The sequence below is a fragment of the Methanofollis fontis genome (genome assembly GCF_004297185.1).
Taxonomy (GTDB): Archaea; Halobacteriota; Methanomicrobia; order Methanomicrobiales; family Methanofollaceae; genus Methanofollis; species Methanofollis fontis.
This window is the reverse complement of record NZ_PGCL01000002.1, coordinates 257,605-282,099: the sequence shown is the minus strand read 5'-3', so window position 1 is coordinate 282,099 and position 24,495 is coordinate 257,605. Positions and strand designations below refer to the sequence as shown.

General features: G+C 60.4%; 22 protein-coding genes and 1 pseudogene. 13 read left to right on the top strand and 10 right to left on the bottom strand.

Going from position 1 to position 24,495, the window contains the following annotated elements; translation table 11 throughout:
* The first annotated feature begins 35 nt into the window (after nucleotides 1–35).
* The 12 genes from CUJ86_RS05105 to CUJ86_RS05045 all read left to right on the top strand — a co-directional run bounded on the left by CUJ86_RS05105 (nucleotide 36) and on the right by CUJ86_RS05045 (nucleotide 12,210).
* Nucleotides 36–638, top strand: coding sequence for a 5-formyltetrahydrofolate cyclo-ligase (locus CUJ86_RS05105; protein ID WP_328590947.1), 603 nt, complete (start codon nucleotides 36–38; stop codon nucleotides 636–638).
* A 62-nt stretch (nucleotides 639–700) separates the two neighbouring features.
* The gene (locus CUJ86_RS05100; protein WP_130646483.1) at nucleotides 701–3,139 is read left to right on the top strand and encodes a CDC48 family AAA ATPase; all 2,439 of its coding nucleotides are present in this window, start codon (nucleotides 701–703) and stop codon (nucleotides 3,137–3,139) included.
* Nucleotides 3,140–3,267: 128 nt separating this feature from the next.
* Nucleotides 3,268–4,044, top strand: coding sequence for a tetratricopeptide repeat protein (locus CUJ86_RS05095; protein ID WP_130646482.1), 777 nt, complete (start codon nucleotides 3,268–3,270; stop codon nucleotides 4,042–4,044).
* Nucleotides 4,045–4,132: 88 nt separating this feature from the next.
* Nucleotides 4,133–5,053, top strand: a complete 921-nt coding sequence (locus tag CUJ86_RS05090) for a beta/alpha barrel domain-containing protein (RefSeq protein ID WP_130646481.1) — start codon at nucleotides 4,133–4,135, stop codon at nucleotides 5,051–5,053.
* A 68-nt stretch (nucleotides 5,054–5,121) separates the two neighbouring features.
* A complete protein-coding gene (locus CUJ86_RS05085) occupies nucleotides 5,122–6,027 on the top strand; it encodes a class 1 fructose-bisphosphatase (protein WP_130646480.1) in 906 nt (301 codons plus the stop codon).
* Nucleotides 6,024–6,806, top strand: coding sequence for a fructose 1,6-bisphosphatase (locus CUJ86_RS05080; protein WP_130646479.1), 783 nt, complete (start codon nucleotides 6,024–6,026; stop codon nucleotides 6,804–6,806). Before CUJ86_RS05085 ends, CUJ86_RS05080 begins: the two co-directional genes overlap by 4 nt.
* 116 nt (nucleotides 6,807–6,922) lie before the next feature.
* Nucleotides 6,923–7,159 (top strand): LSM domain-containing protein, encoded by a 237-nt coding sequence (locus CUJ86_RS05075; protein ID WP_130646478.1) that lies wholly within the window; start codon nucleotides 6,923–6,925, stop codon nucleotides 7,157–7,159.
* Nucleotides 7,160–7,164: 5 nt separating this feature from the next.
* Nucleotides 7,165–7,506 (top strand): winged helix DNA-binding protein, encoded by a 342-nt coding sequence (locus CUJ86_RS05070; RefSeq protein ID WP_130646477.1) that lies wholly within the window; start codon nucleotides 7,165–7,167, stop codon nucleotides 7,504–7,506.
* 72 nt (nucleotides 7,507–7,578) lie between these two features.
* Complete coding sequence (locus CUJ86_RS05065) at nucleotides 7,579–8,151, top strand: flavin reductase family protein (protein WP_130646476.1); 573 nt, start codon at nucleotides 7,579–7,581, stop codon at nucleotides 8,149–8,151.
* 116 nt (nucleotides 8,152–8,267) lie between these two features.
* Nucleotides 8,268–9,782: a phytoene desaturase family protein gene (locus CUJ86_RS05060; protein WP_130646475.1), complete on the top strand. Its 1,515-nt coding sequence runs from the start codon at nucleotides 8,268–8,270 to the stop codon at nucleotides 9,780–9,782.
* A gap of 112 nt (nucleotides 9,783–9,894) precedes the next feature.
* Complete coding sequence (locus tag CUJ86_RS05050) at nucleotides 9,895–10,524, top strand: UbiA prenyltransferase family protein (RefSeq protein WP_130646474.1); 630 nt, start codon at nucleotides 9,895–9,897, stop codon at nucleotides 10,522–10,524.
* 69 nt (nucleotides 10,525–10,593) lie between these two features.
* Nucleotides 10,594–12,210 carry a putative manganese-dependent inorganic diphosphatase gene (locus CUJ86_RS05045; RefSeq protein ID WP_130646473.1) on the top strand — a complete coding sequence of 539 codons (1,617 nt, stop codon included), beginning with the start codon at nucleotides 10,594–10,596 and terminating at the stop codon, nucleotides 12,208–12,210.
* Here the strand turns inward: CUJ86_RS05045 and CUJ86_RS05040 are convergent.
* Nucleotides 12,197–13,912: a CHASE4 domain-containing protein gene (locus CUJ86_RS05040; RefSeq protein ID WP_130646472.1), complete on the bottom strand. Its 1,716-nt coding sequence runs from the start codon at nucleotides 13,910–13,912 to the stop codon at nucleotides 12,197–12,199. The genes CUJ86_RS05045 and CUJ86_RS05040 overlap by 14 nt on opposite strands.
* A 671-nt stretch (nucleotides 13,913–14,583) precedes the next feature.
* Between CUJ86_RS05040 and CUJ86_RS05035 the strand changes: the two genes are divergently transcribed.
* Nucleotides 14,584–16,377, top strand: coding sequence for a dipeptidase (locus CUJ86_RS05035; RefSeq protein ID WP_130646471.1), 1,794 nt, complete (start codon nucleotides 14,584–14,586; stop codon nucleotides 16,375–16,377).
* Nucleotides 16,378–16,606: 229 nt separating this feature from the next.
* Here the strand turns inward: CUJ86_RS05035 and CUJ86_RS05030 are convergent, their stop codons facing one another.
* The 9 genes and pseudogenes from CUJ86_RS05030 to CUJ86_RS04990 all read right to left on the bottom strand — a co-directional run bounded on the left by CUJ86_RS05030 (nucleotide 16,607) and on the right by CUJ86_RS04990 (nucleotide 24,455).
* Nucleotides 16,607–17,056, bottom strand: a complete 450-nt coding sequence (locus tag CUJ86_RS05030; protein ID WP_235855581.1) for a metal-dependent transcriptional regulator — start codon at nucleotides 17,054–17,056, stop codon at nucleotides 16,607–16,609.
* 37 nt (nucleotides 17,057–17,093) lie between these two features.
* On the bottom strand, nucleotides 17,094–17,525 hold the full coding sequence (locus tag CUJ86_RS05025) for a hypothetical protein (RefSeq protein ID WP_130646469.1): 432 nt from the start codon (nucleotides 17,523–17,525) through the stop codon (nucleotides 17,094–17,096).
* Nucleotides 17,526–18,767: a nucleoside recognition domain-containing protein gene (locus tag CUJ86_RS05020; RefSeq protein ID WP_130646468.1), complete on the bottom strand. Its 1,242-nt coding sequence runs from the start codon at nucleotides 18,765–18,767 to the stop codon at nucleotides 17,526–17,528.
* A complete protein-coding gene (locus CUJ86_RS05015; RefSeq protein ID WP_165394784.1) occupies nucleotides 18,740–19,339 on the bottom strand; it encodes a FeoB small GTPase domain-containing protein in 600 nt (199 codons plus the stop codon). Before CUJ86_RS05015 ends, CUJ86_RS05020 begins: the two co-directional genes overlap by 28 nt.
* Nucleotides 19,340–19,343: 4 nt before the next feature.
* Nucleotides 19,344–19,571, bottom strand: a complete 228-nt coding sequence (locus CUJ86_RS05010; RefSeq protein WP_130646466.1) for a FeoA family protein — start codon at nucleotides 19,569–19,571, stop codon at nucleotides 19,344–19,346.
* A gap of 64 nt (nucleotides 19,572–19,635) precedes the next feature.
* Nucleotides 19,636–19,788, bottom strand: a pseudogene (locus CUJ86_RS05005) (FeoA family protein); the annotation flags it as partial.
* A gap of 482 nt (nucleotides 19,789–20,270) precedes the next feature.
* Complete coding sequence (locus CUJ86_RS05000) at nucleotides 20,271–20,720, bottom strand: hypothetical protein (RefSeq protein ID WP_130646465.1); 450 nt, start codon at nucleotides 20,718–20,720, stop codon at nucleotides 20,271–20,273.
* Nucleotides 20,713–22,149 (bottom strand): amino acid permease, encoded by a 1,437-nt coding sequence (locus CUJ86_RS04995; protein WP_130646464.1) that lies wholly within the window; start codon nucleotides 22,147–22,149, stop codon nucleotides 20,713–20,715. Before CUJ86_RS04995 ends, CUJ86_RS05000 begins: the two co-directional genes overlap by 8 nt.
* Entirely contained in the window at nucleotides 22,146–24,455 is a 2,310-nt protein-coding gene (locus CUJ86_RS04990; protein ID WP_130646463.1) for an Orn/Lys/Arg family decarboxylase, read from the bottom strand. The genes CUJ86_RS04995 and CUJ86_RS04990 overlap by 4 nt, the downstream gene beginning before the upstream one ends.
* Nucleotides 24,456–24,495 lie beyond the last annotated feature (40 nt).

Genomic DNA, 24,495 nt, shown 5'->3' with positions numbered 1-24,495 from the left:
ATGGCAGATACCATATACCAGAGAGAAGGGAACTGATGGTGATGAATACGCCGCCCCCCTCAGGGGCAACCAGAAAACAGGAACTCCGGGAAGAGGCGAAACGACGCCGTTTCACCCTCTCCACAGAAGAGATCAGGGAAATGAGCAGAGCAATTCACCGCCTCCTCCTCCCTCTCCTCAGGGATGCCCGCACCGTCATGCTCTATGTATCAAAGCCCCCGGAGGTCGAGACGGACGCCCTCATCGACGCCCTTCTTGCCGACGGCACCGATGTCGTCGTACCGATCATCGAGCAGGAGACCAGGAGTCTCCGTCTCTCCTATCTCAGGGACCGCTCGGCCCTCGTCGAAAGCACCTTCCATGTGCCCGAACCGATCGGCAGCGAGATCCCCGCCCGCAGAGAGGCAATCGACTGCATCATCGTCCCCCTGGTCGGCTTCGACCATTCGGGCAACCGCCTCGGATATGGCGCCGGATACTACGACCGGTTCCTCGCCGGGGCAGGAGGCGTACCGGTGATCGGTCTCGCCTTTTCCTGTCAGGAGATGGTTTCCGTCCCCTGCGAACCCTTTGACCGAAAAATGGACCATATTGTGACCGAGAGAGAGATCATCACCTGCACCCGGGCAGAGGGATAGCAGAAACTTTTTTATATAATCGCCACTAACTTTGGGTAAATCACACCCGGGAGGGTATCCCAATGCAGAATGATCAGATTGAACTCACAGTAAAAGAGGCCTATCACGAGGACGCCGGACGGGGCATCGCCCGTATCGGCATCGACGTGATGAAGGCCCTCGGTCTTGTCTCCGGCGACGTGATCGAGATCCAGGGCAAGCAGAAGGCGGCGGCGATCGTCTGGCCCGGATTCCCCGAGGACATCGGGCGGGGCGTCATCAGGATCGACGGCAACATCCGCGGCAACGCCCATGTCGGGATCGACGACACCGTCAGGATCCGGAAGGTCGAGGCCGGATACGGCCAGAAGGTCGTCTTCCAGCCGACACAGCCTATACGGCTGGTGGGCGGCGAGCAATACCTGAAGCGGCTGATGAACGGTCGCCCTGTCGTCGAGGGGCAGGCGTTCAGGATCAACGTCCTGGGCAACCCGCTCACCTTTGTCGTCGCGAAGGTCACCCCGCGGGGGATCGCCATCATCGGCGACCAGACGCAGGTGGAGCTGAAGGAAACGCCCTACAAACCTGAGAAGGGAGAGCGCAAGGAGATCTCCGGCGTCCACTACGAGGACATCGGCGGCCTGGGCCGCGAACTCGACACGGTCAGGGAGATGATCGAACTCCCGCTCCGCCACCCTGAGATCTTCGAGCGCCTCGGCATCGAACCTCCGAAGGGCGTGCTCCTCTACGGTCCGCCGGGCACCGGCAAGACCCTCATCGCCAAGGCGGTGGCAAACGAGGTGGACGCCCACTTCATCACGCTCTCGGGCCCCGAGATCATGAGCAAGTACTACGGCGAGTCGGAGGGGCGGCTGCGTGAGGTCTTTGAGGAGGCGCAGGAGAACGCCCCGACGATCATCTTCATCGACGAAATCGATTCGATCGCACCCAAACGCGAGGAGACGAAGGGTGAGGTGGAGCGTCGGGTCGTCGCCCAGCTCCTGGCCCTGATGGACGGGCTGAAGTCCCGCGGCCAGGTGGTGGTGATTGCGGCGACGAACATCCCCGATGCCATCGACCCGGCCCTGCGCCGGGGCGGGCGCTTCGACCGCGAGATCGAGATCGGCATCCCTGACCGGAAGGGCCGCCACGAGATCTTCCAGGTGCACAGCCGCGGCGTCCCGCTGGCCGAGAACGTCGACCTCCAGCGCCTGGCCGACATCACCCACGGCTTTGTAGGTGCAGACATCGCCCTCCTGGTCAAGGAGGCAGCGATGCATGCCCTGCGTCAGGTGATCCCGAAGATCAAGATCGAGGAGGAGATCCCGGCCGAACTGATCGAGCAGCTCCGGGTCACCGGCGATGACTTCGACGAGGCCCTCAAGCACGTCGAACCCTCGGCGATGCGCGAGGTGCTCGTCGAGGTGCCCAACGTCCACTGGAGTGATGTCGGCGGACTCGAGGAGGTGAAGAATGAACTGACCGAGGCGGTGGAATGGCCTCTGAAGTACCCAGAGGTCTTTACCCGCATGCAGACCAAACCCCCGAAGGGCATCCTCCTCTTCGGTCCGCCGGGCACCGGCAAGACCCTGCTCGCCAAGGCGACGGCAAATGAGAGCGAGTGCAACTTCATCTCGGTGAAGGGCCCTGAACTCCTCTCGAAGTGGGTCGGCGAATCGGAGAAGGGCGTGCGGGAGATCTTCCGCAAGGCCCGCCAGGCCTCCCCCTCGATCATCTTCTTCGATGAGATCGATGCCCTGGTGCCAAAACGCGGCTCCTTCTCCGACACCACGCATGTCACCGAATCGGTGGTCTCGCAGCTCCTCACCGAGCTCGACGGCCTGGAGGAGTTGAAGAACGTGATGGTGCTCGGTGCGACGAACCGTCCGGACATGCTCGACGACGCCCTGCTCAGGCCCGGTCGGCTGGACCGGATCATCTATGTCCCGCCCCCCGACCGTGAGAGCCGCAGGAAGATCTTTGAGGTCTACCTGGAGGGCACCGGGGACCTGCTGGCCGCCGACGTGAAGATCGATGACCTGGTGGACCGGACCGACGGCTTTGTCGGGGCGGACATCGAGGCCCTGGTCAGGGAGGCGAAACTTGCCGCCATGCGCGAGTTCATCGCCACGATGAGGACGAAATCGGCCGAGGAGCGGACAGACGCCATCGGCAATGTGCGGGTGACACCCGCCCACTTCGACACCGCCTTCTCGCGGGTGAAGGCCTCCCTCTCTGACGAGGGTCTGGAGGAGTTCGAGCGTCTCTCATGGGAGATCCTCTTCTCCCATGACGACCGGAGGACGCTTGAACAGGCCGCCGCACTGATCAAACGGGCCGAACTCGCCGGGAAAAAGGATGAAAAAGTTGCCGAACTCGCCGGAGACCTCAGGGAGGCGACCTATGCCCGCACCAAGGACATCGAAGCGATCCGGAAACTCTCAGTGGCTCTTGAAGAGGCGTTTGAGGCGAAGAAAAAGCCCATGTATGCCGACATCGCCACGTCCCTTCAGGGGAGCTGAACCCCACTCTTTCTTTTTGAGCAGGAATCCTGATGAAATCTGAATTTAAAGCCCATTTTTATTCAAAGTGATAATCAGTAGATTGTAGAATAACAATACCTTTATTATTGAGAGTCCTACAGCAATTCATGAAACTGAAGTGGGTCCTCCTGCTCATGATCGTGGTCGCCGCCGGGGCGTTCTATGTTCAGGAAAGATCCTCGGAAGACCCGGAATTCATCAATTCGACGGTTTCGGACAGTGGCACCGCCGTCGCCGGGACACTGAACGCCGTCGGTCTCCATGACGCCGCTGTGATATGGGTGGATACGGTCACTCCCCTCGCTCCGGCGGACACCGAACTGCTCAGGCAGAAGGGATCGGCGCTCACGGCCCTTGGCAATTATGAGGAGGCATCGGCCTGCTACGACCTGCTCATCATCGAGAACACGTCCGATGCCACCGCCCTGGCCGGAAAAGCGATTGCCGCCTACCGCCTGGGCGACATGAACACCTCCTATGCCTGCGCCCTCGATGCGATCGCCATCGATCCCTCCGACCTGGGCGCCCTCGAGCGGGCTGGTGCCGCCAGCATCGGGCTTGGACGATATGAGGAGGCCGTTGAGTATTATGATCAGATCGTGACCATCTCACCGGGCGACACCGACGCCTGGATCCAGAAGGGAGATGCCCTCCTCTCGATCTCCATCCTGATGGAGCAGGAGATGAAGACGATGTATTCAGACCTCGGCAAAGAAGGAGTCACAGTCGGCATCCTGGACATCGACCCCTATATGGAGGCGATGGAATGCTACAACCGCGCCATCAGCCTGGACCCCAAGGTTGCGCCCATGCTCGCCTCCCGGATGCTGGCGCGATCACAGATGACCATCAATACCTGCCAGGAAATCCTTGAAAACCTGTAATAATTTCAATATCTGCTTTCTTTTTCCGGCACCAGTCAGGGATCCCGCCCAGTAAGACATAAGTAGTGGGTGCAATGATTGAGTCTGTATGACTGCGGAGTTTACCGTATCCGTCCCCGCTGACGTCCCCGGCGAGGCAAGGGATACCTATATTGAGAATTTTACCCTGATCACCCAGGGAAGCGGACGGCTGATGCTCTTTGCAGGGGATCAGAAGGTCGAACACCTGAACGACGACTTTTACGGCGAGGGGATCCACGAGGACGACGCCGACCCCGAACACCTGTTCAGGATCGCAAACGAGGGGCGCATCGGTGTTTTTGCGACCCAGATCGGGCTGGTCGCCCGCTATGGCCAGGACTATCCTGATATCCCGTACCTGGTCAAACTCAACTCCAAGACCAACCTGGTCAAGACCGCCCAGAAAGACCCGCTCAGCCCGAGGATCACAAACGTCGAGCAGGTGGTCCGCCTCCGCAACCAGAGCGGCCTGAAGATCGCCGCCGTGGGCTACACGATCTATCTCGGATCCGAGTTCGAGGATGCAATGCTCAGGGAGGCGGCAGAGGTCGTCTTCGAGGCGCACCAGAACGGCCTGCTCACCGTGCTCTGGATCTATCCGCGGGGTTCGGCCGTCAAGGACGAGAAGGACCCGCACCTCATCGCCGGGGCGACGGGCGTCGCCGCCTGCCTGGGATCGGACTTCGTGAAGGTGAACGCTCCCAAGAGAGAGGGTGCCACCTCCGCGGAACTGCTCAAGGAGGCGACAATGGCCGCAGGGCGGACCCATGTGGTCTGCGCCGGCGGGTCGAGCATCGACGAGGCAAAGTTCCTGAAAGAACTCCATGAACAGATCCACACGGGCGGATGTGCAGGCAATGCCACCGGCCGGAACATCCACCAGAAGTCCCTGGAGGAGGCGGTCAGGATGTGCAACGCCATATCGGCCGTCACCATCGACAACGCACCCCTTGAAGAGGCGCTTGCCATCCTGAAGGGGAAAAATTAATTCTTTTTTCTGTCCGGAACCGGATCATTTAAGAGAAGAGGCCCGATACAGAAAGCGTGGAGAAGACCATGACAACGCTGCATGACTATCTGGAGTCTGCCGGATGCGACGAGGGACTCACCACCCTCATCGAACTGATCGCCCTGCAGGCAGTCCCGATCAGGGAGGCGTTCATCACCCACCAGTCCTATGCCAGCACCGAGAACGTCTACGGCGAGCAGCAGGCGGCAATGGACACCTGGGCCGATGAACGGATCACGATGGTACTGGAGGAGTCCGGACTGGTGCGCGAACTCTCGTCCGAGGAGCAGGACGAGATCCGGACGTTTTCAGATGCAAAATATGACTACGCCGTCGTGATGGACCCGATGGACGGATCGTCCCTGATCCAGACGAACCTTGCGGTCGGGACGATCGTGGGGATCTATGACGGCGGAAAGGTGCTCCAGCCCGGTCGGCACCAGGTGGCGGCACTCTATATGCTCTACGGCCCCATGACCACCCTCACCATCACCGTCGGGAAGGGCGTCTACATCTTCGCGCTGGACCATACCGGCGTCTACCGCCTCCTCGAGGCGGAGGTGCGGATGCCGGAGGGGAACCTCTACGGCACCGGCGGCGCCAGACCGGACTGGACCGACGAGCACGCGGAGTTCATCACCGAAATCGAGAAAGAGGGGGCAAAACTCCGGTACACAGGGTCGTATGTCGCCGACTTCCACCAGATCCTCAAATATGGCGGCATCTACTGTTATCCGGCCCTGAAGGGCAAACCGGACGGCAAACTCCGCCTGATGTACGAGGCAAATCCGATCGGCTTCATCGCCGAACAGGCGGGCGGCGCCATCACCAACGGTCGGCAGAACCTGCTCGACGTGGAACCCGGGACCGCCCACCAGCGCACCCCGATCTATGTCGGTTCCATGAACATGATCGGACGGGTCAGGGAGTGCTTCGCACGCAGAGAGGCATGATCCGTCTCTCGGTCATATCGATCCGTGCGGGGGGCTACCCGGACGGTTTGCGGGCACACCCACTGCTTGCGGAGACGGCGGCAAAGATGCTCAGGGCAGAGCACGGGAAACGGATCATCGATTCGTTCACGACACGCGCCGGCGGGCGGATCATATGCATCGTGACGTCGGACGATAAGACCGGATCGCTCGGTGACGAGATCACCGCCGCCTGCCGGAAAACGGCAGATGAGATCGGACTGAACGCCGGCGCGGGGTATGAACAGGTGGACCTCCTCATCGAGGAGCGGGACGACGAAGAGGTGCTCGTCTTCCTGACGGCAGGCGCCCCGCCCCATGCACTGACACCGGTCCTCTGCCGCACCTGTGCCGATCACTTCATCATGCCCGGTCTCCGGCGCGATCCGGTCACAGCAGCAGGGTTCCATCTCCGAACGGAGACTGGCGAAACCTTTGCCCTCCCCGCCGAATCCTGTGCCCTGCTCCAGGCGGTGGACGAGGGGGCGTTGATCACCGCCGTCGTCCGCTCCGACGGCACACCGGCAGCATCGGCTGGTTCTGGCCCGGATCCCGTGATGATCCTCAGGACAGGCAAGGGATTCCCCCCGACCGTCGAGACGCTCGGGGTGGCGGCAGGCGAAGGGCTGCTGCCGGTCAGTCTCTGCGACATGACGCCGGTCTGCAAAAAAATCGCCTGTCTGGGCTTTAGCATGGCAAAAGGGATGCTCATAGGGCCTGCAGACCTCTATGACGACCCGGCATTCATGTGCCAGCGGTGAAGGGAGAGCGGCGGCAGTGATCAGGGAACATCTCCCGAACGAGGCCATTTACACGCAAATCGGGCATTCCAGCCCGATGGAAAAATTAAATACTTTCCACCACCACATAACCACAGATGGTCAACAGTATTGTTCTGCCGGTGAAAAAGGTATATTCTCTCGTTGATTCCAAAATTGTGGTTGAGATCAAGGACGAAGGGAGAAGTTTACAGGGGAGACTCATCGCAGTCGATGAGCACCTGAATCTCCACATGGAGGAGACGATCGAGTACACCGGCGACCAGAGGGGGCGCAGCCTCGGCACCGTGGTCATCAGGGGTAACAATATTCTGACAATCTCTCCGCTTATCTGAAGTATATGCCGTCCATTGAAGATGAGGCACTCAGGATCATCCAGTCCCGGCCTGAAGGGGTGCTCCAGAGCGAACTCTGGAAACTTCTGAACATCGATAGCAGGAAATGTTCCCGGCTCGTGAAGAAACTCGACGATGCCGGTCTGATCGAGCGCATCGAATACCGGGACGAGGGGATCAAGACCTATCAGCTGAAGGTGAAACAGCAGGAGGCCGACCCCTCCCTGCTGATGGCAGGCGAGGAGCTGATCCCCTGTGTCGCCTGCGAACTGGACTGCGTGGTCGAGCAGTGCCCCCTGATCCTGGACTGGATGTATGAACTCGCCATCAGCGAGGTCAACGAATAACCATTCCCGGGGATCCTGATCCTTTTTTCCCGGGCACAATTGACTTTTATCTCTGCCGTCCACCTGTAGGGCATGAAACATTCACTCGGTGCAAAGACCCTGCTCTACCCGCACCCGGTGCTGATCGTCTGCTCCTATGACGCCGACGGCAACCCGGACGCCATGACCGCCGCATGGGGCGGTATCTGCTCATCAAACCCCCCATCAGTGGCCGTTTCGGTGCAGAAGTCCAGAAAGACCTATGAGAACATCATGGCAACCGGCGCCTTCACCGTCTGCATACCGCCGGAGCGCTATGTCGCCGAGGCCGACTACTTCGGGATCGAGTCAGGGCGGAACACGGACAAGATCGCCGCTGCCGGTCTGACGGCGGTGGGAAGCGACCTGGTGAATGCCCCCTATATCAGGGAGTTCCCGGTGGTCCTTGAGTGCAGAATGAGCCAGAGCGTCGAGATCGGGGTTCACACCCAGTTCATCGGGGAGATCCTGGACGTGAAGGTCGACGATGCCGTCATCGGAGAGAGCGGGCATCCCGATATCGGACTGATTAAACCGTTCCTCTACGATTCGGCGGCCCGCACCTACCATGCGACGGGCCCGGAGATCGCCCGGGCGTTCTCTGCAGGACTGACTCTGAAAAAATAATTCTCTTTTCTCTCCACTTCCGGTATCCAGACTTTCCACATGCGGGATCCATGCACAACGTATATATGTGAGAAACGTTCCCTTGCAGTATCTGCCTTGGCAGATGGGGGGACACTGTGAAAATCTGCATCGTCGGCGCCGGATTCGGCGGGCTGGCTGCCGCAGCCATGCTGGGCAAAAATGGCCATAATGTTACGGTTTTTGAGAAAAACGAAGGACCCGGGGGGCGTGCAGGGATCTATACCGAGAAGGGGTATACCTTCGACATGGGGCCCTCCTGGTACCTGATGCCAGACGTCTACGAGACATTTTTCGCCGCACTCGGCACCGCACCTGAGGAGCACTTCAACCTCGTCCTCCTCGACCCGGCATACCGGATATTCTTCGAGGACAGACGTATCGTCGATATTTCCTCTGACCCGGAGAAGACCATCGCCCTCTTCGACACCTTCGAGGAGGGCGGGGGAAGTCGGCTTCGGGACTACCTCCAGTCGGCGGCAGAGATGTATGAGGTCTCAAAGGATCTGATCTACCGGGACTACCGCACGATCTTCGATGTTTTCGACAGAAAACTCGTTCTTGAAGGCACGAAGATGCATGCCCTCGAAAGTCTGGACTCCTTTGTGGGTCGGTATTTCTACAGCGACGAGGCAAAAAAGGTCGTCGAGTACTCCATCGGATTTCTGGGCGGGTCGCCGAAAAACACGCCGGCCTTCTACCATATCATGTCCCATATCGACCTCACGCTCGGGGTGTGGTACCCACAGGGGGGGATCAGACAGGTCGTTGATGCAATCCATGATATCGCATGGAAATCCGGGGTGATATTCCGCTATGACGAACCGGTCGAGGAGATCCTGGTGGAGGGGGACACCGCCATCGGTGTCCGCACCACAAAGGCCACCTTCGGCGCCGATCTCGTCATCGTCAATGCCGATTATGCCCATGCAGAACTCGACCTCCTGCCGCATGAGGGCCGCACCTATCCCCGTCATTACTGGGAGAAACGGGTGATGGCGCCCTCGGCCTTTGTGGCATATCTCGGCGTCTCCGGAGAGATCCCCGAACTCGCCCATCACAACCTCTTCCTGGAGCGCGACCGGGCCGAAGGCCTTGACCACATCTTTGACACCGGCCGGCCGGCATGGCCGGAGCATCCCTCCTATTATGTGAACGTCCCCTCAAAGACCGACACCACGGCAGCGCCAGAGGGATGCGAAACCCTGTTTGTCATGGTGCCGCTGGCACCCGGGCTCGAGGACTCGCCGGAGAGGCGCGAGGCGTTCTTAGAGCGTATCTTGGACGACCTGGAGGCGAAGATCGGGCGGCCGATCCGGGAGCAGGTGGAGGTGAAACGCATCTTCGCCCTTTCAGACTTTACCAGACGATACAACGCCTACCGCGGCACTGCACTCGGCCTCACCCAGACCCTCTGGCAGACCGCCCTCTTCAGGCCGGCCTACCGGAGCAGGCATGTGAAGAACCTCTATTTCACCGGACAGTATACCCACCCGGGTATCGGGGTGCCGATGACCCTCATCTCATCACAGATTGTGGACCGGGAGATCAGGACGGATATGGGGAGAGAAGAGGAGTTGCGTGATCGACAGACGGCTGTACCGCATCTTTAAACGAGGGAGCAGGACCTATTTCTTCAGTTCCCTCTTCTTCCCGGGCGATATCAGGGAAGACGTCTTTTGACTCTGCAGTTTTGTTCGGACGGCGGCAGACACGTACCGCTGGATGGCACGGACGATCGCCGCCGATCCGCTCATCGTGCACCGCAGGAAGGTGAAGCCCTCCGCACCCCGCATTCTCGGGCGCGATCTTGCCAATACCATGCTGCCCGGGGGGATGAGGCCCCATGCACCCCTCGCCCTCTTGGTGTCACGCAGGCGCTTCTGGTTTTATACGGGCGGCACCTATGTGGTCGGGTTTGCCCCGGGCATGGCTTCTCCCCGGCAATTTGTCAATCCCGCCTACACCCTCTACCTCCTCCAGTGCTCGACTTTAGTCGAATGTGCTCTCTATCATACCCGGCGAGGCGCTTGCACACCCCGGCGATGCACCTCTTCTCTACCATGCCCCGATATCGGGCCGGACCGGCGCGCCCATATCACCACCACCGCCATCGGGGAACGCCCCTCGCTCTTCCTCTGCACCATATTCTGGAGCCTCTTTGCCGGGATCGTGATCACCTGCCCGGGCCTTCATCCCCTCTCCCTGCCGGTGCTCCTCCCCCCGGCCGTCACGATCTCCCTCCTGCTACTGTCGTCCCCTGATATCGACCGGGTCTGCTGGTTTCCCCTGATCAACACCTCCCCTGGTGGTCTGCTCCCTGCCGCCGTCACCCACCCAGAGGCAGTTGCCTGAGAGAAAGGTGATAAGAGGCCGCGGGGGCAAGAGTACACAGGAACGACCGCCCGCCGGCGGGGGATGACGATGAACAAAGTGTATGTGATCGGACATAAACACCCGGACACCGACAGCATCTGCAGCGCTATCGGCTATGCCGAACTCCTCAACCATGGCGAAGACGACCGCTATGTGGCCGCACGCTGCGGGGAGATCAACCCGGAGACCAGGTTTGCCCTCGAGCGTTTCAGAGTCGAGGCACCGCTCTTCATCGAGAGTGTCGAACCGAATGTCTCCGACCTCCCCTTCACCTACCCGATCAGCGCCGGTGTGGACCGCCCGACGATAGAGGTCGTCGCCCTGATGGATGAACACGGCGTCCGCAACATGCCGATCGTCGACGACGAAGGCCGACTCCTCGGCCTTGTCTCAGAGCACGGTCTGGCGCGCGCCTATGTGACCAGGACCAGGATCCAGCAGCTCTCCATCACCCCCATCAAACTGGAGACGCTTGCAAAGATCCTGGACGCGGAGATCCTGGTGCCCGGCATGGACCTCCTGGAAGGCCGGGTCTATATTGCAATCGACGCCCTGCACGTCTCTCTCACGCGCCTCACCTCCAGCGATGTGGCGATCGTCGGGGACAACGAACCCGCCCAGCTGGCGCTGATCTCGGCAGGGATTGCAGCCCTGATCATCGCCGACGCCTCGCCGGTTGGTGAACGGGTGATCAATGCCGCCAGGGCACAGAATGTTGCCGTCCTCGCCACCGCCCTCGACGCCTTCGGCGTGGGCAAGATGATCAACCTCTCCCTTCCGTCCTCGATGGTGATGGCGACCGACGTCCCGCGGATCGGGATGTCGGACCCCCTGGAATATGTCAAGGACGTGGTGACAAATTCCAAATACCGGACGGCCTGCGTGGTGGACGGAGACAACCGCCTGCTCGGCATGGTCTCACGCAACACCTTCGTCGACGATGTCCAGAAATCGGTGATCCTGGTCGACCACAACGAGTTCTCACAGGCCGTGGACGGGATCGAGACGGCGGACGTGCGGGAGATCATCGACCACCACCGCCTGGGTGCGATCACCACCCTGCGACCGATCCGGTTCCTGAACGACCCCGTCGGCTCCACCTCAACGATCGTCACCCGGAAGTTCATCGAGAGCGGAATCGAACCCGCACCGGCGACGGCAGGTCTGCTGCTCGCCGGCATCCTCTCCGACACCCTTGCCCTGAAGATGTCGACGACGACACCAGAGGACGAGCGTGCCGTCGAGTATCTTGCCGGGATCGCCGGTGTTGACGCCGCAGAGTTCGGGATCGAACTCGTCCGGCACGGGATCGATCTCGAGAGCGTGCCCCTCCGCGAATTGCTCATGCGGGATACCAAGCACTATGAACTCTTTGGCAGGAAGGTGGTGATCGCCCAGGTGACGGTTCCCTCATTTGCGTTCAGCGAGGAGCGAGCCGACGAGATCAGGGAGCTGGTGACCGATTTGAGGCAGGAGACCGGGGCAGATTTTTTCGTCGCCCTCTTCACCAATGTGTTTGAGAATGGGAGTGACCTCTTCGCAGCGGCTGATGAGGTCAACCTTGCAAAATGTGAGATGAACACGCAGCCCTTGAGACTTCCGGGCGTCATGTCACGAAAAAAGGATTTTCTGCCCCATTTCGGAAATATGCTCAGGAATCTCTAATTTTTTTCTGTTCACCAATGCCATAGTGTTTTTTAAGGAAATCGCGCACCTTTTCCGACTCGACATAGCCGCGGTCGAGGCGGTCCACCAGGTCGTTGATGATCCTGACCTGCGTCTTGATCAGGTCGGATGTAGCATAGCCATTGAGTTCGACCGTTGCCTGGATCACCTGAAGGGGGTTTCGGATCTCGTCGTTGAGAATGGCAAACTGCTCCAGGTTCTCTTCGATCTGCGAAAATGCCTCTGCCTTTAGATGGTCCAGGGATTTTTCGGCGGTGATGTCCCGGACGACTCCGAGCAGGCGGGGTCCGTCCCTGAGATCAAACCGGTTCAGGGTGACCCAGGCATCGACCAGCGTGCCGTCCGCCCTCTGTACCTGCCACTCATAGTTCAGGGATTCGCCCCCATATGCACGGGCATAATAGTCGGCACAGGCCCGGGCGGTGTTCCGTCCGTCGGGCTGGACTTTTGGTGAGAAATCGGACGGATAACTACCCAGCATCTTGTCCTGTCCCTGTCCGGTCAGGGCAAGCAGGGCGGCGTTGCACTCCTCAAACCTCCCCTCCCTCAGGATGAATATGCCGTCATTGGCCGAGGTGAAGAGGCGCCGGTATTTCTCTTCCGATTCCCTGAGTGATTCCTCGTATTCCGCCTGCCGGGCACTGGAGCGTTCGATGGACGAGAGCATGGCGTTCATCGATTGTGAGAGGGTGTTCAATTCTTCGATCCCCTCCTGGGGGAGGCGGAGGGAGTAGTCACAGTCACTCCGGACTCTCTGCACATTTGCATTCATCAGGGTGAGGGGAGAGATCAGCGTCCGATTGAGCGCCCAGATCAGGATCAATCCGGCCCCCGAGCAGATGAGGATGACGACAAGGAGGAGCGGAATGACCGAGGCGATGCCATCCTGGTAGAGCGTGCGCGGCATGTCGACCCTGATGACCGCGGCCGTCGCACCGTTAATATCAGTGATGACAGAGAGGGTGGAGATGCTCTCTCCGTCCTGGCTCAGGATAACGGAGACGTCATCGCCGTTTTTCGGGAGATGACCTGAGGAGAGGCCGGAGAAGAGAGTATCGTCGCCGGGTGCATAGATGCTCAGGGGGAGAAGCGTGACCCCAGAGATCTCTGCGATGAGGTCGTCGTCGAGGTTCTTGCCCATCACAAGGGTGCCGGCGACCGGACCCTCCATCTGCGAGGTCAGGATAGGTTCTGCGGCCAGCACCATCGGGCCATCGGGAAATGTGACAATCCCTTCGACATTGCCCTCCAATGGGCGGTTGATCGATAGGGAGTCCATCACCGAGAGGTCTGCAGGCGACGGCGATATCAGTGCACCGGTTGCGTCGTCATAGAAGACACCGTAGACCAGAGAACCGGCAGAGTCATAGTAGAGGATGCAGTCGAGATTGGAGTTGGTGAAGGTCTCAACGCCCAGGTTGGAGTCGATATACAACTGATTGCCGTTCCCGATAAACTGATAGGTATCGTCCCAGTACGACCAGTCCCGGCAGAATACGGCGAGCGTCTCCACCTCCTCCTCGACGGTGTGGCGGACCAGCGTGCCGGCGGTCTCCATTGACGAATATTCGGCCTCTTCCAGGTTGTGGATCAGGAAGAACTGGGATACGGCATAGACTCCTGCGATCAGTGCCACGGTCACGACGATGGTGATGAGAGCAACTCTGGTGAGCAGTTTCATTTGATGGTGGATCCCTGTCGTTGGTCGGAAAGACGGCAGTTCGTGGTATGATTCGATCGGGAGGAGATGAGATGATCAATGTACCCTCTTTTTTGATCGTATTTAGGAATTGCTTTTTATACACACAAAAGACGCAGAATTATCGGCAGTTTCCCATAAAAAAGACATTTACCCATTCTTAAGAGTTAATGAAACGCCATGTCCGCCCCGTCGGGGAAGGCGAGCGGATGACAGGGCCCATCCACCGCCCGGGCGAATAGAGACAGAAGCAGCCATAATCTGGAAATAATTCAGGAAGACAATCCGATTCCAACCAGTATCCGACCTCTGCCACGGTCCACAAACCATACGCAGTCTCTCCGGTCGGGTCATGCGTCTCAAAGAGTTCTCGGCAGCCATTCTCGGGCCGATATACCCCATTATAATCGATTGATTCACAGAAATACCGGCAGAATGATTTGATTCCCAAACACGGCCAGATCAAGAAGATACAAAACTCCGGAATCGGAAAAAACACCCATATTGTCGGCTTACGATCCGCACGGAGAGGGATCCCTTAGTGGCCATACACACCGGATCTTTCCATCCGCCCTCCTGACACCACACAGATGCAGGAATGATAATAAAACAGAATCCACACCCTTTTATTCACCGTATTCCCAGAATCTGTTATGAATCTACCCCGTACAGCAGCACTCCTGTTGCTGATTGCTTTTCTGGCATGGGCGCCCGTATCGGCGTGCACGATCTTTGCCGTCACCCCCGGTGCCTCGGAGGAGGGCACGATGTATCTCGGTCACACCAACGATGGTGTCGGCATGGACTGGCGGCATATCGACGATATTCGTCTGACCTATATCCCGGCGGCGGACCATGAGGCGGGGGCGAAGAGGCCGGTCTTCTTCGACCCCAACAGTGGTTCCGATGCCGCCGGAGGCAAGGACGGGAAGGCCTCGGAATGGGTGCTCGGCTACATCGATCAGGTGCCGCATACCTATGCCTACTACACATCCTCCTATGGCATGATGAACGAGCACCAGCTCCTGAGCGCCGAGTGCACCGACTACGCCAAAGTCGAACTCGACGCAGAGGAGGGGAAGAGGATCTTCTACTCCTCCGAACTCTCGAATGTTGCGCTCGGGCGCTGCAGGACCGCACGGGAGGCGATTGAGCTGGTCGGCGACCTCATCGACACCTACGGGTATTACGGCACCGGCGAGACCCTGATCTTTGCCGATCCGGAGGAGGCATGGGTCATCGAGATGTGCTCCAGCCCGACGGGCACCGGCGGCCTCTGGGTCGCCCAGAAGATCCCGGACGGCGAGGTGTTCGTCGCTGGAAACGAGTTCAGGATCCGCACGGTCGAGGAGGGAGATCCAGACACCCTCTACACCAGGGACCTCTTCGGGATCGCCGAAGACTACGGGCTCTGGTCCCCTTCCGAGGGTGCGTTTGACTGGCTCGAAGCCACCAGTTATGGCGAGTATTCTCACCCCTACTACTCGATCATGCGGGTCTGGAGCATCCAGAACAGGCTTGCACCCTCGCTGAACCTGAGCCCATATGTGACGGGTTCTTATACGAACGCCCTCCCGTTCACGATCGTTCCCGACGAGAAGGTGAACCGCACAACGGCGCTCTCGCTCTTCAGGGACCATTATGAGGGGACGGAATTCGATCTGACCGAAGGCGTCGCTGCCGGCCCGTTCGGGAACCCATACCGCTGCCTCGGTCCGGCCGACGCCCATACCGATTTCCAGAACGAATCCTTCATCCAGGTGCGTGCGGGCGCAAACCCGCGGCCGGTCTCGGCGATATTCTGCAGCTACAGTTATATCGTCGAGGCACGCTCCGACCTCCCCGACCCGGTCGGCGGCGTGCTCTGGTTCGGCCCTGCCGTGGCCTATGAGACGGTCTACACGCCAATGTATGCGGGTGCAGAGAGCATCTCGCACTCATACAGGATCGGGAACCGGACAGAGTATGACCCCGATGCTGCCTACTGGACCTTCGACTTCGTCTCGAACTGGGCGATGCTCCGATACGACGCCATGATCACAGATATCCAGGCACGTCAGTCCGCCATCGAAGCGGAGTCGATCGGGCAGGTGGAGGAGATCGATGCCCGCGCCACCGACCTGATCGCCGGCGGAGACGAGGACGCCGCCCGCCGCCTCCTCACCAACTTCACGGTCGCACGGGCCGATGGGGTCATCGAGGAATGGCAGGACCTCTCGGCAATGCTCGTCGTGAAATATTCCAACAGGCTGATCACCGATCCGGAGACGGAGGCCGTGGACGAACCCGGGTATCCGGCATGGTGGTACCAGATGGCGGAGTACCAGTACGGTCCGAGGCTCTACGACCTCCAGGACCTCCGCGCCACAGCCGGACTGAACTATACCGGCGAGATGGTCTGGGTCCCGAAGAATGCTACCTTCGAGGAGATCCTGGACCTGATCTGACCCCCTTTTTTTGTCGTGCCGACTGTACAGAGCCGAAGGGTTCACCTCACCGCGAGAGGTGTGAACAGGCCTGGCCGTACTGCAATCTGAGGGGTGAAAGGGGGATATTCAGCAAAATTACGCTCGCATCCACTCCACCCGACCATTTCATCAGTTTCCCCCTCTCATTGAAGAGGGGGTCAGGAGGGGCCTTCTCCGGTCGAGGAGAAGATGTTCGACAGGGAAATTGTCACCGACGGTCCCGTTCAAACCGGCATTGTTTGCAGAACGCCGAGAACCGCATCAGAATATCCGATGATTCGCCGCCATGCCGGAGAAAATCCACGAACATCCCGATCTGCTCGATCGTCTCCGGATGGAGCTCGTGCTCCATAAAACACGCATCCGATTCGGCGATCTCCTCCGGCACGTCGATGAGCATCAGGAAGCACTTGAGGGTGTCGTGCCTGGACTTGATCACCCGTGCAATCTTCTCCCCCTCCGGTCGCAGGGTCACCCCCTCGTACGGGCGGTAATCAACCATGCCCAGACGGTCGAGTTTCTGGAACATCTCCACCACGCTGGAGGGGCTGACATCGAGTTCCCCGGCGACGTCCTTGGTGCGGGCATACCCCTTTTCCTGAGAGACGTTCAGGATCGCCTCAAGATAGTCCTCTGCCTTTCTGCTGAGGGCAGTCACACCCTGATATTTCACCATAGGCACTCAAAAAGGTTGGTCAGTCCTCCCGCCTCTCCTCCAGCAGGAGATATGCGGAGGCGATCACGAAGGGGAGGAGAAGGACGGCGGGAGTGTAGGGCGGCATAAAGATCGCTGTAACGTCCGTATCAGGACTGAACACAGCCGGAATGCCGGTGCAGATCATGCCGAAGAGATCGCAGCCCCCGACCAGTCCGATCATCGCCGCGCCCAGGAGAGCGGTGGCCGTTCGATCCAGGTCTGCGGGAGAACGGGCACCGCCGAGCATGAACACTCCTCCCAGAAGGACGACCAGTCCGCCCCAGGCCCAGCGGAAGGCATCGTCACCGCCGATCTCGATCAGTCCGAGATCGAGCGGCCCCGCACCACCCGCCCAGACCAGCATCCCGGCAAGGCCCAGGAGCGATGCCGCAGTCCCGACGAGGCCGGCAGCAATGGATGCGGCCCTCATCTAGGCCACCCCCAGCAGGATGCCGATCCCGTGGATCGCCCCCCCATAGAGAACAACCACCACCATGAGCACCGCCACGGCGGCCAGCAGTTGTTTCCAGCCCTCCCTGATCATCACCACAAACGTGGCCACACACGGGAAGTAGATGGAGATGAGCACGACCGAGGTGATCATCTGGTAGGGCGTCATGGCGATGGTGGAGAGCTGCGCCACCGCAAGGTCCTTCCTGAGGAAGGCGGCGATCAGGGGGCCGACGGTCTCGGCGGGCACCCCGAACCAGGTGACGAAGAGGGGGGCCAGTGCCCCGGCGACCGCCCCGATCACCCCGGCGAGGTAGAGGACATTGACCAGCAGTATGCCGAAGAGCACAAAGGGGACCGCCTCCTTCAGATACCCCCTCGTCCGGTTATAGAGTTTCTTCAGCACATTCTCCCGCACGGGCCAGCGGTACGGCGGGATATCAATGAGGATCTCGGGGTTCTCCCCCGGCACCACCCGGTTGAGCACAAAGCCGAAGACGGCAAACCCGACGATGAGGTAGAGCATCACCCATCCCACCAGGTCGGGGATGACCGAGAGCATGATCCCGAGCTGCGCCCCGCAGGGGATGAAGATCGCAAGCAGCGTCATCATCATGAAGCGCTGTTTCCCGGTCTCCAGTACGCGGGTAGCGGTGACGGCCGGAACATTGCAGCCCAATCCAAGGATCGTCGGGACGATCGCATAGCCGTGGAGCCCGATCTTGTGGAGGAAGGTATCGGCCAGCACCGCCAGCCGCGGCAGATACCCTGAGTCCTCAAGCAGGGTCATCGTGAGGTAGAAGATGAACACCGCCGGCAGCACCACCCCGATAGAGACGAAGAGCCCGGAGGTCAGCACCCCGAAGGCATCGAAACAGGTCTCTGCGGAGGGGTCACCGACAAAGACAAAGTAAAGAAGACTCTGCGGGTCCGGCCAGACATTCTGGAGCCAGGGAAGCCAGAAACCGTCGAAGAACCCGATCATGAAACCGTCGGTGACCAGGTCGCCGGCAAAGGACGAGAACACGCTCCAGAAGGCATAGAGCACGGCAAGGGCAACCGGGAAACCGGTGAGCGGTTTGACGGTCAGGTCACCGAGGGCGTCGGCAAGGGTGCGGCGGACGGTTCCGGTGGAGACGACCTCCCCGACCACCAGGTCGACGAGGTCCCAGCGCTCGTCAGCGGTCAGCGCCGTCACCGGCACCCCCCGCAGCCAATGCACCCCACCGGACGAGGGGGTTCGGTTGCCGTGCCATTCGCCCGTGCACTCACCAGACCGATATCGGCAGGCCGCGCCTTCCTGAGCATATCGGCCAGGTGGCGGATCCCCTCGCCGAGCACGGCAGAGGTGCAGACAACCGGTACACCCAGTATCACCTGCAGGCGGCGGTCATCAACGGTGATCGCCTTTTCCCGGGCTGCGTCCATCATGTTCAATACGACGAGCACCGGCGCCCCGCGCTCCATCACCTCAAAACCGAGATAGAGCCCGCGCTCAAGGCGCGTGGCGTCCAGCACCAGGAGGACGACGGCACCGGGATGGGCGTCCAGGAGGCGGACGGCCACCTCCTCGGCGGCGTCCCGGGTGTCGAGTGAGTAGGCGCCGGGGACATCGATGACCTCATATCTGGTGCCGCCGTCGACAAAATGTCCCCGGGTGACATCGACAGTCGTGCCCGGATAGTTGGAAACGACCGCTTCGGCTCCGGTCAGACGGTTGAAAAGGGCGCTCTTGCCGACATTCGGGTTGCCAACCATCAGCACGGTCCGGGTATCATGCGCACCACTGTCCATGTTTTCACCCATCGACCTCGACCATCACCATATCGGCAACCTCACGCCCCATGGCGACCTCGACCCCATCGGCGAGCACAACCACCGGTCCCTGTATCGGCTGGCGGGTGATCATCTCCAGCCGCTTTCCGGTCCTGATCCCGAGGCAGTTCAACCCGTGGCGAAAACCACGGAGATCGACGACAACTCCGTTCTCGCCATATCCCATCTGTGTCAGTTGTTTCTGTGTCATTGTATCGCTCGACGACGATGTGTCCGGCCATCCTCCGGCCCAGGACAATCTCCCCGCCTCCAGCCCGGACGACCACCGGACCGAAGGCGGAGGAGAGCATGGTGACGTTGCGGCCGACCATCAGCCCGCGGAGGGCGAGGTGGCGGTGGAGACCGTCCCGGCCGGTGAAACCGACGATGCGTGCACAATCGCCTGATCTGAGTTCTGTCAGCAGCATGCGCGCTGTTCCTCACAGGATGGTGGGTATTTCGACCGATATAAGGGAGGGCCGAAAATGTTTCGGATTGAAGAAAATGTCCGTAATTGTTTCGGATATTTTCTGATTTTCCGAATATTCAGGGTGAGAGGGATGGCGCCGCGGCTACCGACCGCATGGCTTCCTCACATGGAGGCCCCTGTATGAAAAAAACTGAATCAAACGGTAAAATCGAAAGGGCTATGTGGAGACCTGACCACCCACCACATTGTTTCAGATACCCCCCAGGAACCTGCCCACAGAACCACACACAGTCAGACCGGCAGTGGACGGCGGATATATCGCCGTCGGTGAGACCTCCTCAACTGAAGGCGACGTATCAATGAACCAGGGCTTATGCGACCTCTGGGTGGTGAAACTCGGTGCAAACGGCGCGGGAGAACGCGCCCGGCAGGACGACCTGAAAGGCCCTGCCTTCGCGCGAACTCGGCATCCCTCGACCTTTATTTCTTCTTTAACTCCGGGGCGAGGCGTTTGAAGAGGTCGCTGTCGTACGGCTCGACATAGACCAGGTACTGGCCGACGACGATCAGGCTCCCGACCGGCCGCGCCCTGCCGACGCTCTGGGAGAGATAGGTGCGGAGCGCCGCATCCCTTGACTCCTCACTGTCGAAGGCCTGGACTTCCACCCTGATCGTCTCGGCGTCCGGGTCGGTGCAGCTGTCAGAGATCACATAGGCCGTCCCGCCCGTCGCTCCCGGCACGTTCCAGAGCGTATCGGTGACGTTGCAGACGCGAAGTCCGGCCGCTTCGGCCGCTTCCCGCAGGGGTTCGCCCTCGACGATCCGGTAGGGTTCGGCCTGGTGCAGGAGTGCGGCAATGCCGACCGGGATCATCACGATGGCGGCGACCAGGATCACGCTCACCACCGCAACGAGAGATTTCTCATTCATCGGGTCTCACCCCGGCACGGTTTTTCTTCCATTCAGGTTTTTTCATCCTGAGAAACACCAGCGGCGGAGCGGCAAGGACGAACGTCCCGAAGAGCACCGCTGCCACGTAACCAAGGCCGTTGTCATAGTAGCTCGGCGGCATCAGTCCGACCAGGAACGAGAAGATCACGCCCGCCGCACCGATGCCTCCGACCAGCCACACGCCCGTCATGCCGCCCGGGATCTTAAAGGGCCTGGGCGTATCGGGCTGGGTGTAGCGCAGTTTGATCAGGGCAGCAAAGACCAGCACGTACACGATGCAGAGGAGCTCCACCGTCATCGCCGAGAGGATCCAGTACGCCTGGTTCACCGAGGGCAAAAAGACGTACAGGAGGGAGATCAGGGAACCGATGAGCGCCTGGGTGAAGAGCACCGCCACCGGCGCCCCGTATTTGTTGGTCCGGTCGAACATCGGCGGCATGTTCCCTTCCTCGGCCACGACCCCGAGGCCCTTCGCCGGCCCGATGAGCCAGGCGGCGAGGGAGACAACGCCCCCGATGGTGATGAGGACCGCCATCGGCCCGACGAGTTCGGGCAGACCGGCGGCGTCGAAGAAGTACTGGATCGCCTGCATGACCCCGGACGCCAGGCTGAGTTTGTCGGCCGGGATCACGAAGGCGATGGCCAGGGTCGCCGCAACCGTGCAGAAGAAGATGACGAACGCCGAGACCGCCATCGCCAGGGGGAAATCGCGCTGCGGGTTCCTTACTTCGAGGGCGTGGAACCCTGCCATCTCCATGCCGGCAAAGAGGAGGATGATCGTCGCAAAGAACGGCAGCGTCGGCAGGCTGATCTCGGGCACCACCTGGTCGAGGGAGAAGGGGGGAAGGACCAGCGTCTGCCCTGATGCGATCCACCAGACCCCGAAGAGCGTGATCAGGATCGCGGGGATGATGCTCCCCAGGATCACGCCCACGTTGCCGAATTTCGTGGAGGCCTCTTCGCCGAAATAGGCAATGGCCGTCGTCCCCCAGAAGGCGATCATCATCACACCGAACATGTAGAGGTGGCTGTTCGCCAGATCAGGCGTGAGTGCGAACGCCAGCGTCGCCGCGATGAACGAGAGCACCGTCGGGAACCAGACGAGGTTGTTGGACCACTCGCAGAAAAGGGCGACGAAACCACCCTTCTCGCCGAACGCCTGCTTCACCCAGGAGTACACGCCGCCGCCGTCCGGCCAGCCCGTCGCCAGTTCGGCCCCGGCCAGCGAGATCGGAATGAGAAACATCACCGTCCCGATGACGTACCAGCCGATGCACGACCAGCCGTAGACGGCCATCGAGGGGAAATTCCTGATGCTGAGCACCGCGGCGACGTTGATCATGGCGAGCGTGAAAATCCCGAGCACTTTCCTGGACTGAGACGGGCCCGATCCGCCGTCATCGCTCATTTTGTCCCTTCCTTTATGCAGTAGATCCGGTACTCGCCGTTGACGTTCTCGACACCGTGGATGTCATGCTCGAATCCCGGGAACCTGGCGTCAAACTCCTGGAGCGCCAGCAGGTATCTGATGATCGGGCCGTCCTGATCGCCGGCCGGTTCACCGGGGGCGAGCACAGGGATGCCGGGCGGATAGGGGAAGACACCGGTCGCCACGATCCGGTTCGCCATTCCGGAAACCGGGACGTGCTCCACCTCACCCCGCACGAGTTTCCGGTAGGCCTCCGCGTAGGTGACAACCGGTTGGGGAAGGGCCGCATACGCCTCCTGCAGGAGTTCGCCCTGTCGGTTGTCCTTCATGTAGGCATGCATCTCGGCAGAGAGCCCGGAGAGTGTCATGCCGCCATAGCGATCCGGATACGCCTCTGTCAGGTCCGGGAAGACCTCTTCGAGGGGTGCGTTCTCGTCGAAACGCCGTTTGAACTCGAAGAGTTCGGTCAGGAGCGTCCCCCACTTGCCCTTCGTCACGCCCATGGAGAAGAGGAAGAGGATGTTGTAGTCTCCCGACTTCTCGTTGACGATGCCTCTCGTGTCCAGGAACTTCACCACCAGAGCCGCCGGGACGCCCCATTCGGCAGGAGAGCCATCGTCGTTCACGCCCGGCATGAGCACCGTGACCTTGATGGGGTCAAGCATGCAGTAGCCGTCCGGCAGCCCGGAAAACCCGTGCCATGCCTCTTCCGGGTGCAGAACCCAGCACGACGGTGTCCCCACAAGGAGATCGACAGGGGCGTCGGCGAATGCGACCTGTGCGCCGGTGCCCGGGTCGGTGACGGCGTCAGGCTGCCACATCCCGAACCACCAGTCTTTTTCGGTCTCGCCATGCCCGATCTCCCGTTTGATCCGCGCCATCGTCCGCCTGAACCTGATCGCCTCTTCGATGGACTCCCCGGTGAGGGTGCGGCCGGACGCCCCGTCCATCATCTTCGCCGAGACATCGCAGGAGGCGATGATCGTATAGAGCGGCGAGGTCGAGGTGTGCATCATAAAGGCCTCGTTGAATCTGGCGTGCTCTATCGGCGCCCGCCCGTTCCTGACGTGGATCATGGAGGCCTGCGAGAGCGCCGCAAGGAGTTTGTGCGTCGATTGCGTGGCAAAAACCGTCGGGCCGTCAGGATGTTCGGCACCGTCGCGCATGGCGAAACGTTCGCGGTACAGGGGGTTGAACCGGGCGTAGCCATACCACGCCTCGTCGAAGTGGATACTGTCCACGCTTTTTCCAAGTTCTCCCTCCACCCATGCGGCGTCGTAGCAGAGGCCGTCATAGGTGGAGTTGGTGATAACGGCGTGCACCGGGATCTGGCTCCCGGCCGTCTTCCCCAGGGACGAAGCGGCGATCTTCGCCTGTATCGTATCGGGCGTCATCTCTTCGGGCCGGATCGGTCCGATGATCCCGTAGCGGTTTCTGGTCGGAACCAGGTACACCGGCACGGCATGCGTCATCGTGAGCGAGTGTTCGGCCGATTTGTGGCAGTTCCGATCAACAAGGACAATGTCGCCACCGGTCACCCGCCCGAAAAAGACGATCTTGTTCGACGTCGAGGTGCCGTTGGTGACGAAATAGGTCCGATCCGCACCGAAGACCTTTGCCGCGTATTTTTCAGCCTCGCCGACCGGGCCGGAATGGTCGAGGAGCGATCCCAGCTCGCCCACCGATATGGAGAGGTCGGACCTGAAGAGCTGCTCGCCGAAGAACCTGTGGAACGCTCGCCCTGCCGGGGATTTCCGAAACGCCGTGCCGCCTGCATGGCCGGGCGTATGCCAGGAGTACTCGAAGTCCCGGGAGAAATTTACCAGTTCCCTGAAGAAGGGGGGGAGAAGCTGTTCTCTGTAGCGCTTTGCGGCGGCGGTGATCCGCCCGGCGATGAACTCGGCGGTGTCCTCCATCACCCAGATGAACTCGTTGATCTCACGGATCATACCGATGGTGAGGGAGGTCGGCGGTTCGCTGGTCGGTTCTCCCATCAGGAAGATCGGTACAGCTTCGTTGCGTTTTCTGATCTCCCCGATGATCCTGGACGCCGTCTCGCTCTTTTCATGGTTCCCCCCGCCGACGTTCCAGTTGATCAGGATGCAGTCGACGCCGGGAAGGTTAGAAAGGGCCGCACGGGCGTCTTCCGGGGACGCAAGCGTCGTGACTTCGATACCGTAGCTGGCGAGATCGACGATGATCCTCTGGATCGCCCGCCCTTCCGGCGTATCGGTATGGACGGTGCCGTCGATGATCGCGATCTGCAGGATTTCTTCAGTGTTCATCGTCTTCTCCGGGGTCCATGGTTTCCGGTTGTGACCGGGG

Excerpts from the sequence above, each read along its gene's own strand:
- CUJ86_RS05100 (WP_130646483.1), top strand. The coding sequence starts at position 701 with ATGCAGAATGATCAGATTGAACTCACAGTAAAAGAGGCCTATCACGAG.
- CUJ86_RS05085 (WP_130646480.1), top strand. The coding sequence starts at position 5,122 with ATGACAACGCTGCATGACTATCTGGAGTCTGCCGGATGCGACGAGGGA.
- CUJ86_RS05090 (WP_130646481.1), top strand. The coding sequence starts at position 4,133 with ATGACTGCGGAGTTTACCGTATCCGTCCCCGCTGACGTCCCCGGCGAG.
- CUJ86_RS05105 (WP_328590947.1), top strand. The coding sequence starts at position 36 with ATGGTGATGAATACGCCGCCCCCCTCAGGGGCAACCAGAAAACAGGAA.
- CUJ86_RS05065 (WP_130646476.1), top strand. The coding sequence starts at position 7,579 with ATGAAACATTCACTCGGTGCAAAGACCCTGCTCTACCCGCACCCGGTG.
- CUJ86_RS04990 (WP_130646463.1), bottom strand. The coding sequence starts at position 24,455 with ATGAACACTGAAGAAATCCTGCAGATCGCGATCATCGACGGCACCGTC.
- CUJ86_RS05035 (WP_130646471.1), top strand. The coding sequence starts at position 14,584 with ATGAATCTACCCCGTACAGCAGCACTCCTGTTGCTGATTGCTTTTCTG.
- CUJ86_RS05040 (WP_130646472.1), bottom strand. The coding sequence starts at position 13,912 with ATGAAACTGCTCACCAGAGTTGCTCTCATCACCATCGTCGTGACCGTG.
- CUJ86_RS05095 (WP_130646482.1), top strand. The coding sequence starts at position 3,268 with ATGAAACTGAAGTGGGTCCTCCTGCTCATGATCGTGGTCGCCGCCGGG.
- CUJ86_RS05075 (WP_130646478.1), top strand. The coding sequence starts at position 6,923 with ATGGTCAACAGTATTGTTCTGCCGGTGAAAAAGGTATATTCTCTCGTT.
- CUJ86_RS05010 (WP_130646466.1), bottom strand. The coding sequence starts at position 19,571 with ATGACACAGAAACAACTGACACAGATGGGATATGGCGAGAACGGAGTT.
- CUJ86_RS05050 (WP_130646474.1), top strand. The coding sequence starts at position 9,895 with ATGGCACGGACGATCGCCGCCGATCCGCTCATCGTGCACCGCAGGAAG.
- CUJ86_RS05080 (WP_130646479.1), top strand. The coding sequence starts at position 6,024 with ATGATCCGTCTCTCGGTCATATCGATCCGTGCGGGGGGCTACCCGGAC.
- CUJ86_RS05025 (WP_130646469.1), bottom strand. The coding sequence starts at position 17,525 with ATGAGGGCCGCATCCATTGCTGCCGGCCTCGTCGGGACTGCGGCATCG.
- CUJ86_RS04995 (WP_130646464.1), bottom strand. The coding sequence starts at position 22,149 with ATGAGCGATGACGGCGGATCGGGCCCGTCTCAGTCCAGGAAAGTGCTC.
- CUJ86_RS05000 (WP_130646465.1), bottom strand. The coding sequence starts at position 20,720 with ATGAATGAGAAATCTCTCGTTGCGGTGGTGAGCGTGATCCTGGTCGCC.
- CUJ86_RS05070 (WP_130646477.1), top strand. The coding sequence starts at position 7,165 with ATGCCGTCCATTGAAGATGAGGCACTCAGGATCATCCAGTCCCGGCCT.
- CUJ86_RS05045 (WP_130646473.1), top strand. The coding sequence starts at position 10,594 with ATGAACAAAGTGTATGTGATCGGACATAAACACCCGGACACCGACAGC.
- CUJ86_RS05015 (WP_165394784.1), bottom strand. The coding sequence starts at position 19,339 with ATGGACAGTGGTGCGCATGATACCCGGACCGTGCTGATGGTTGGCAAC.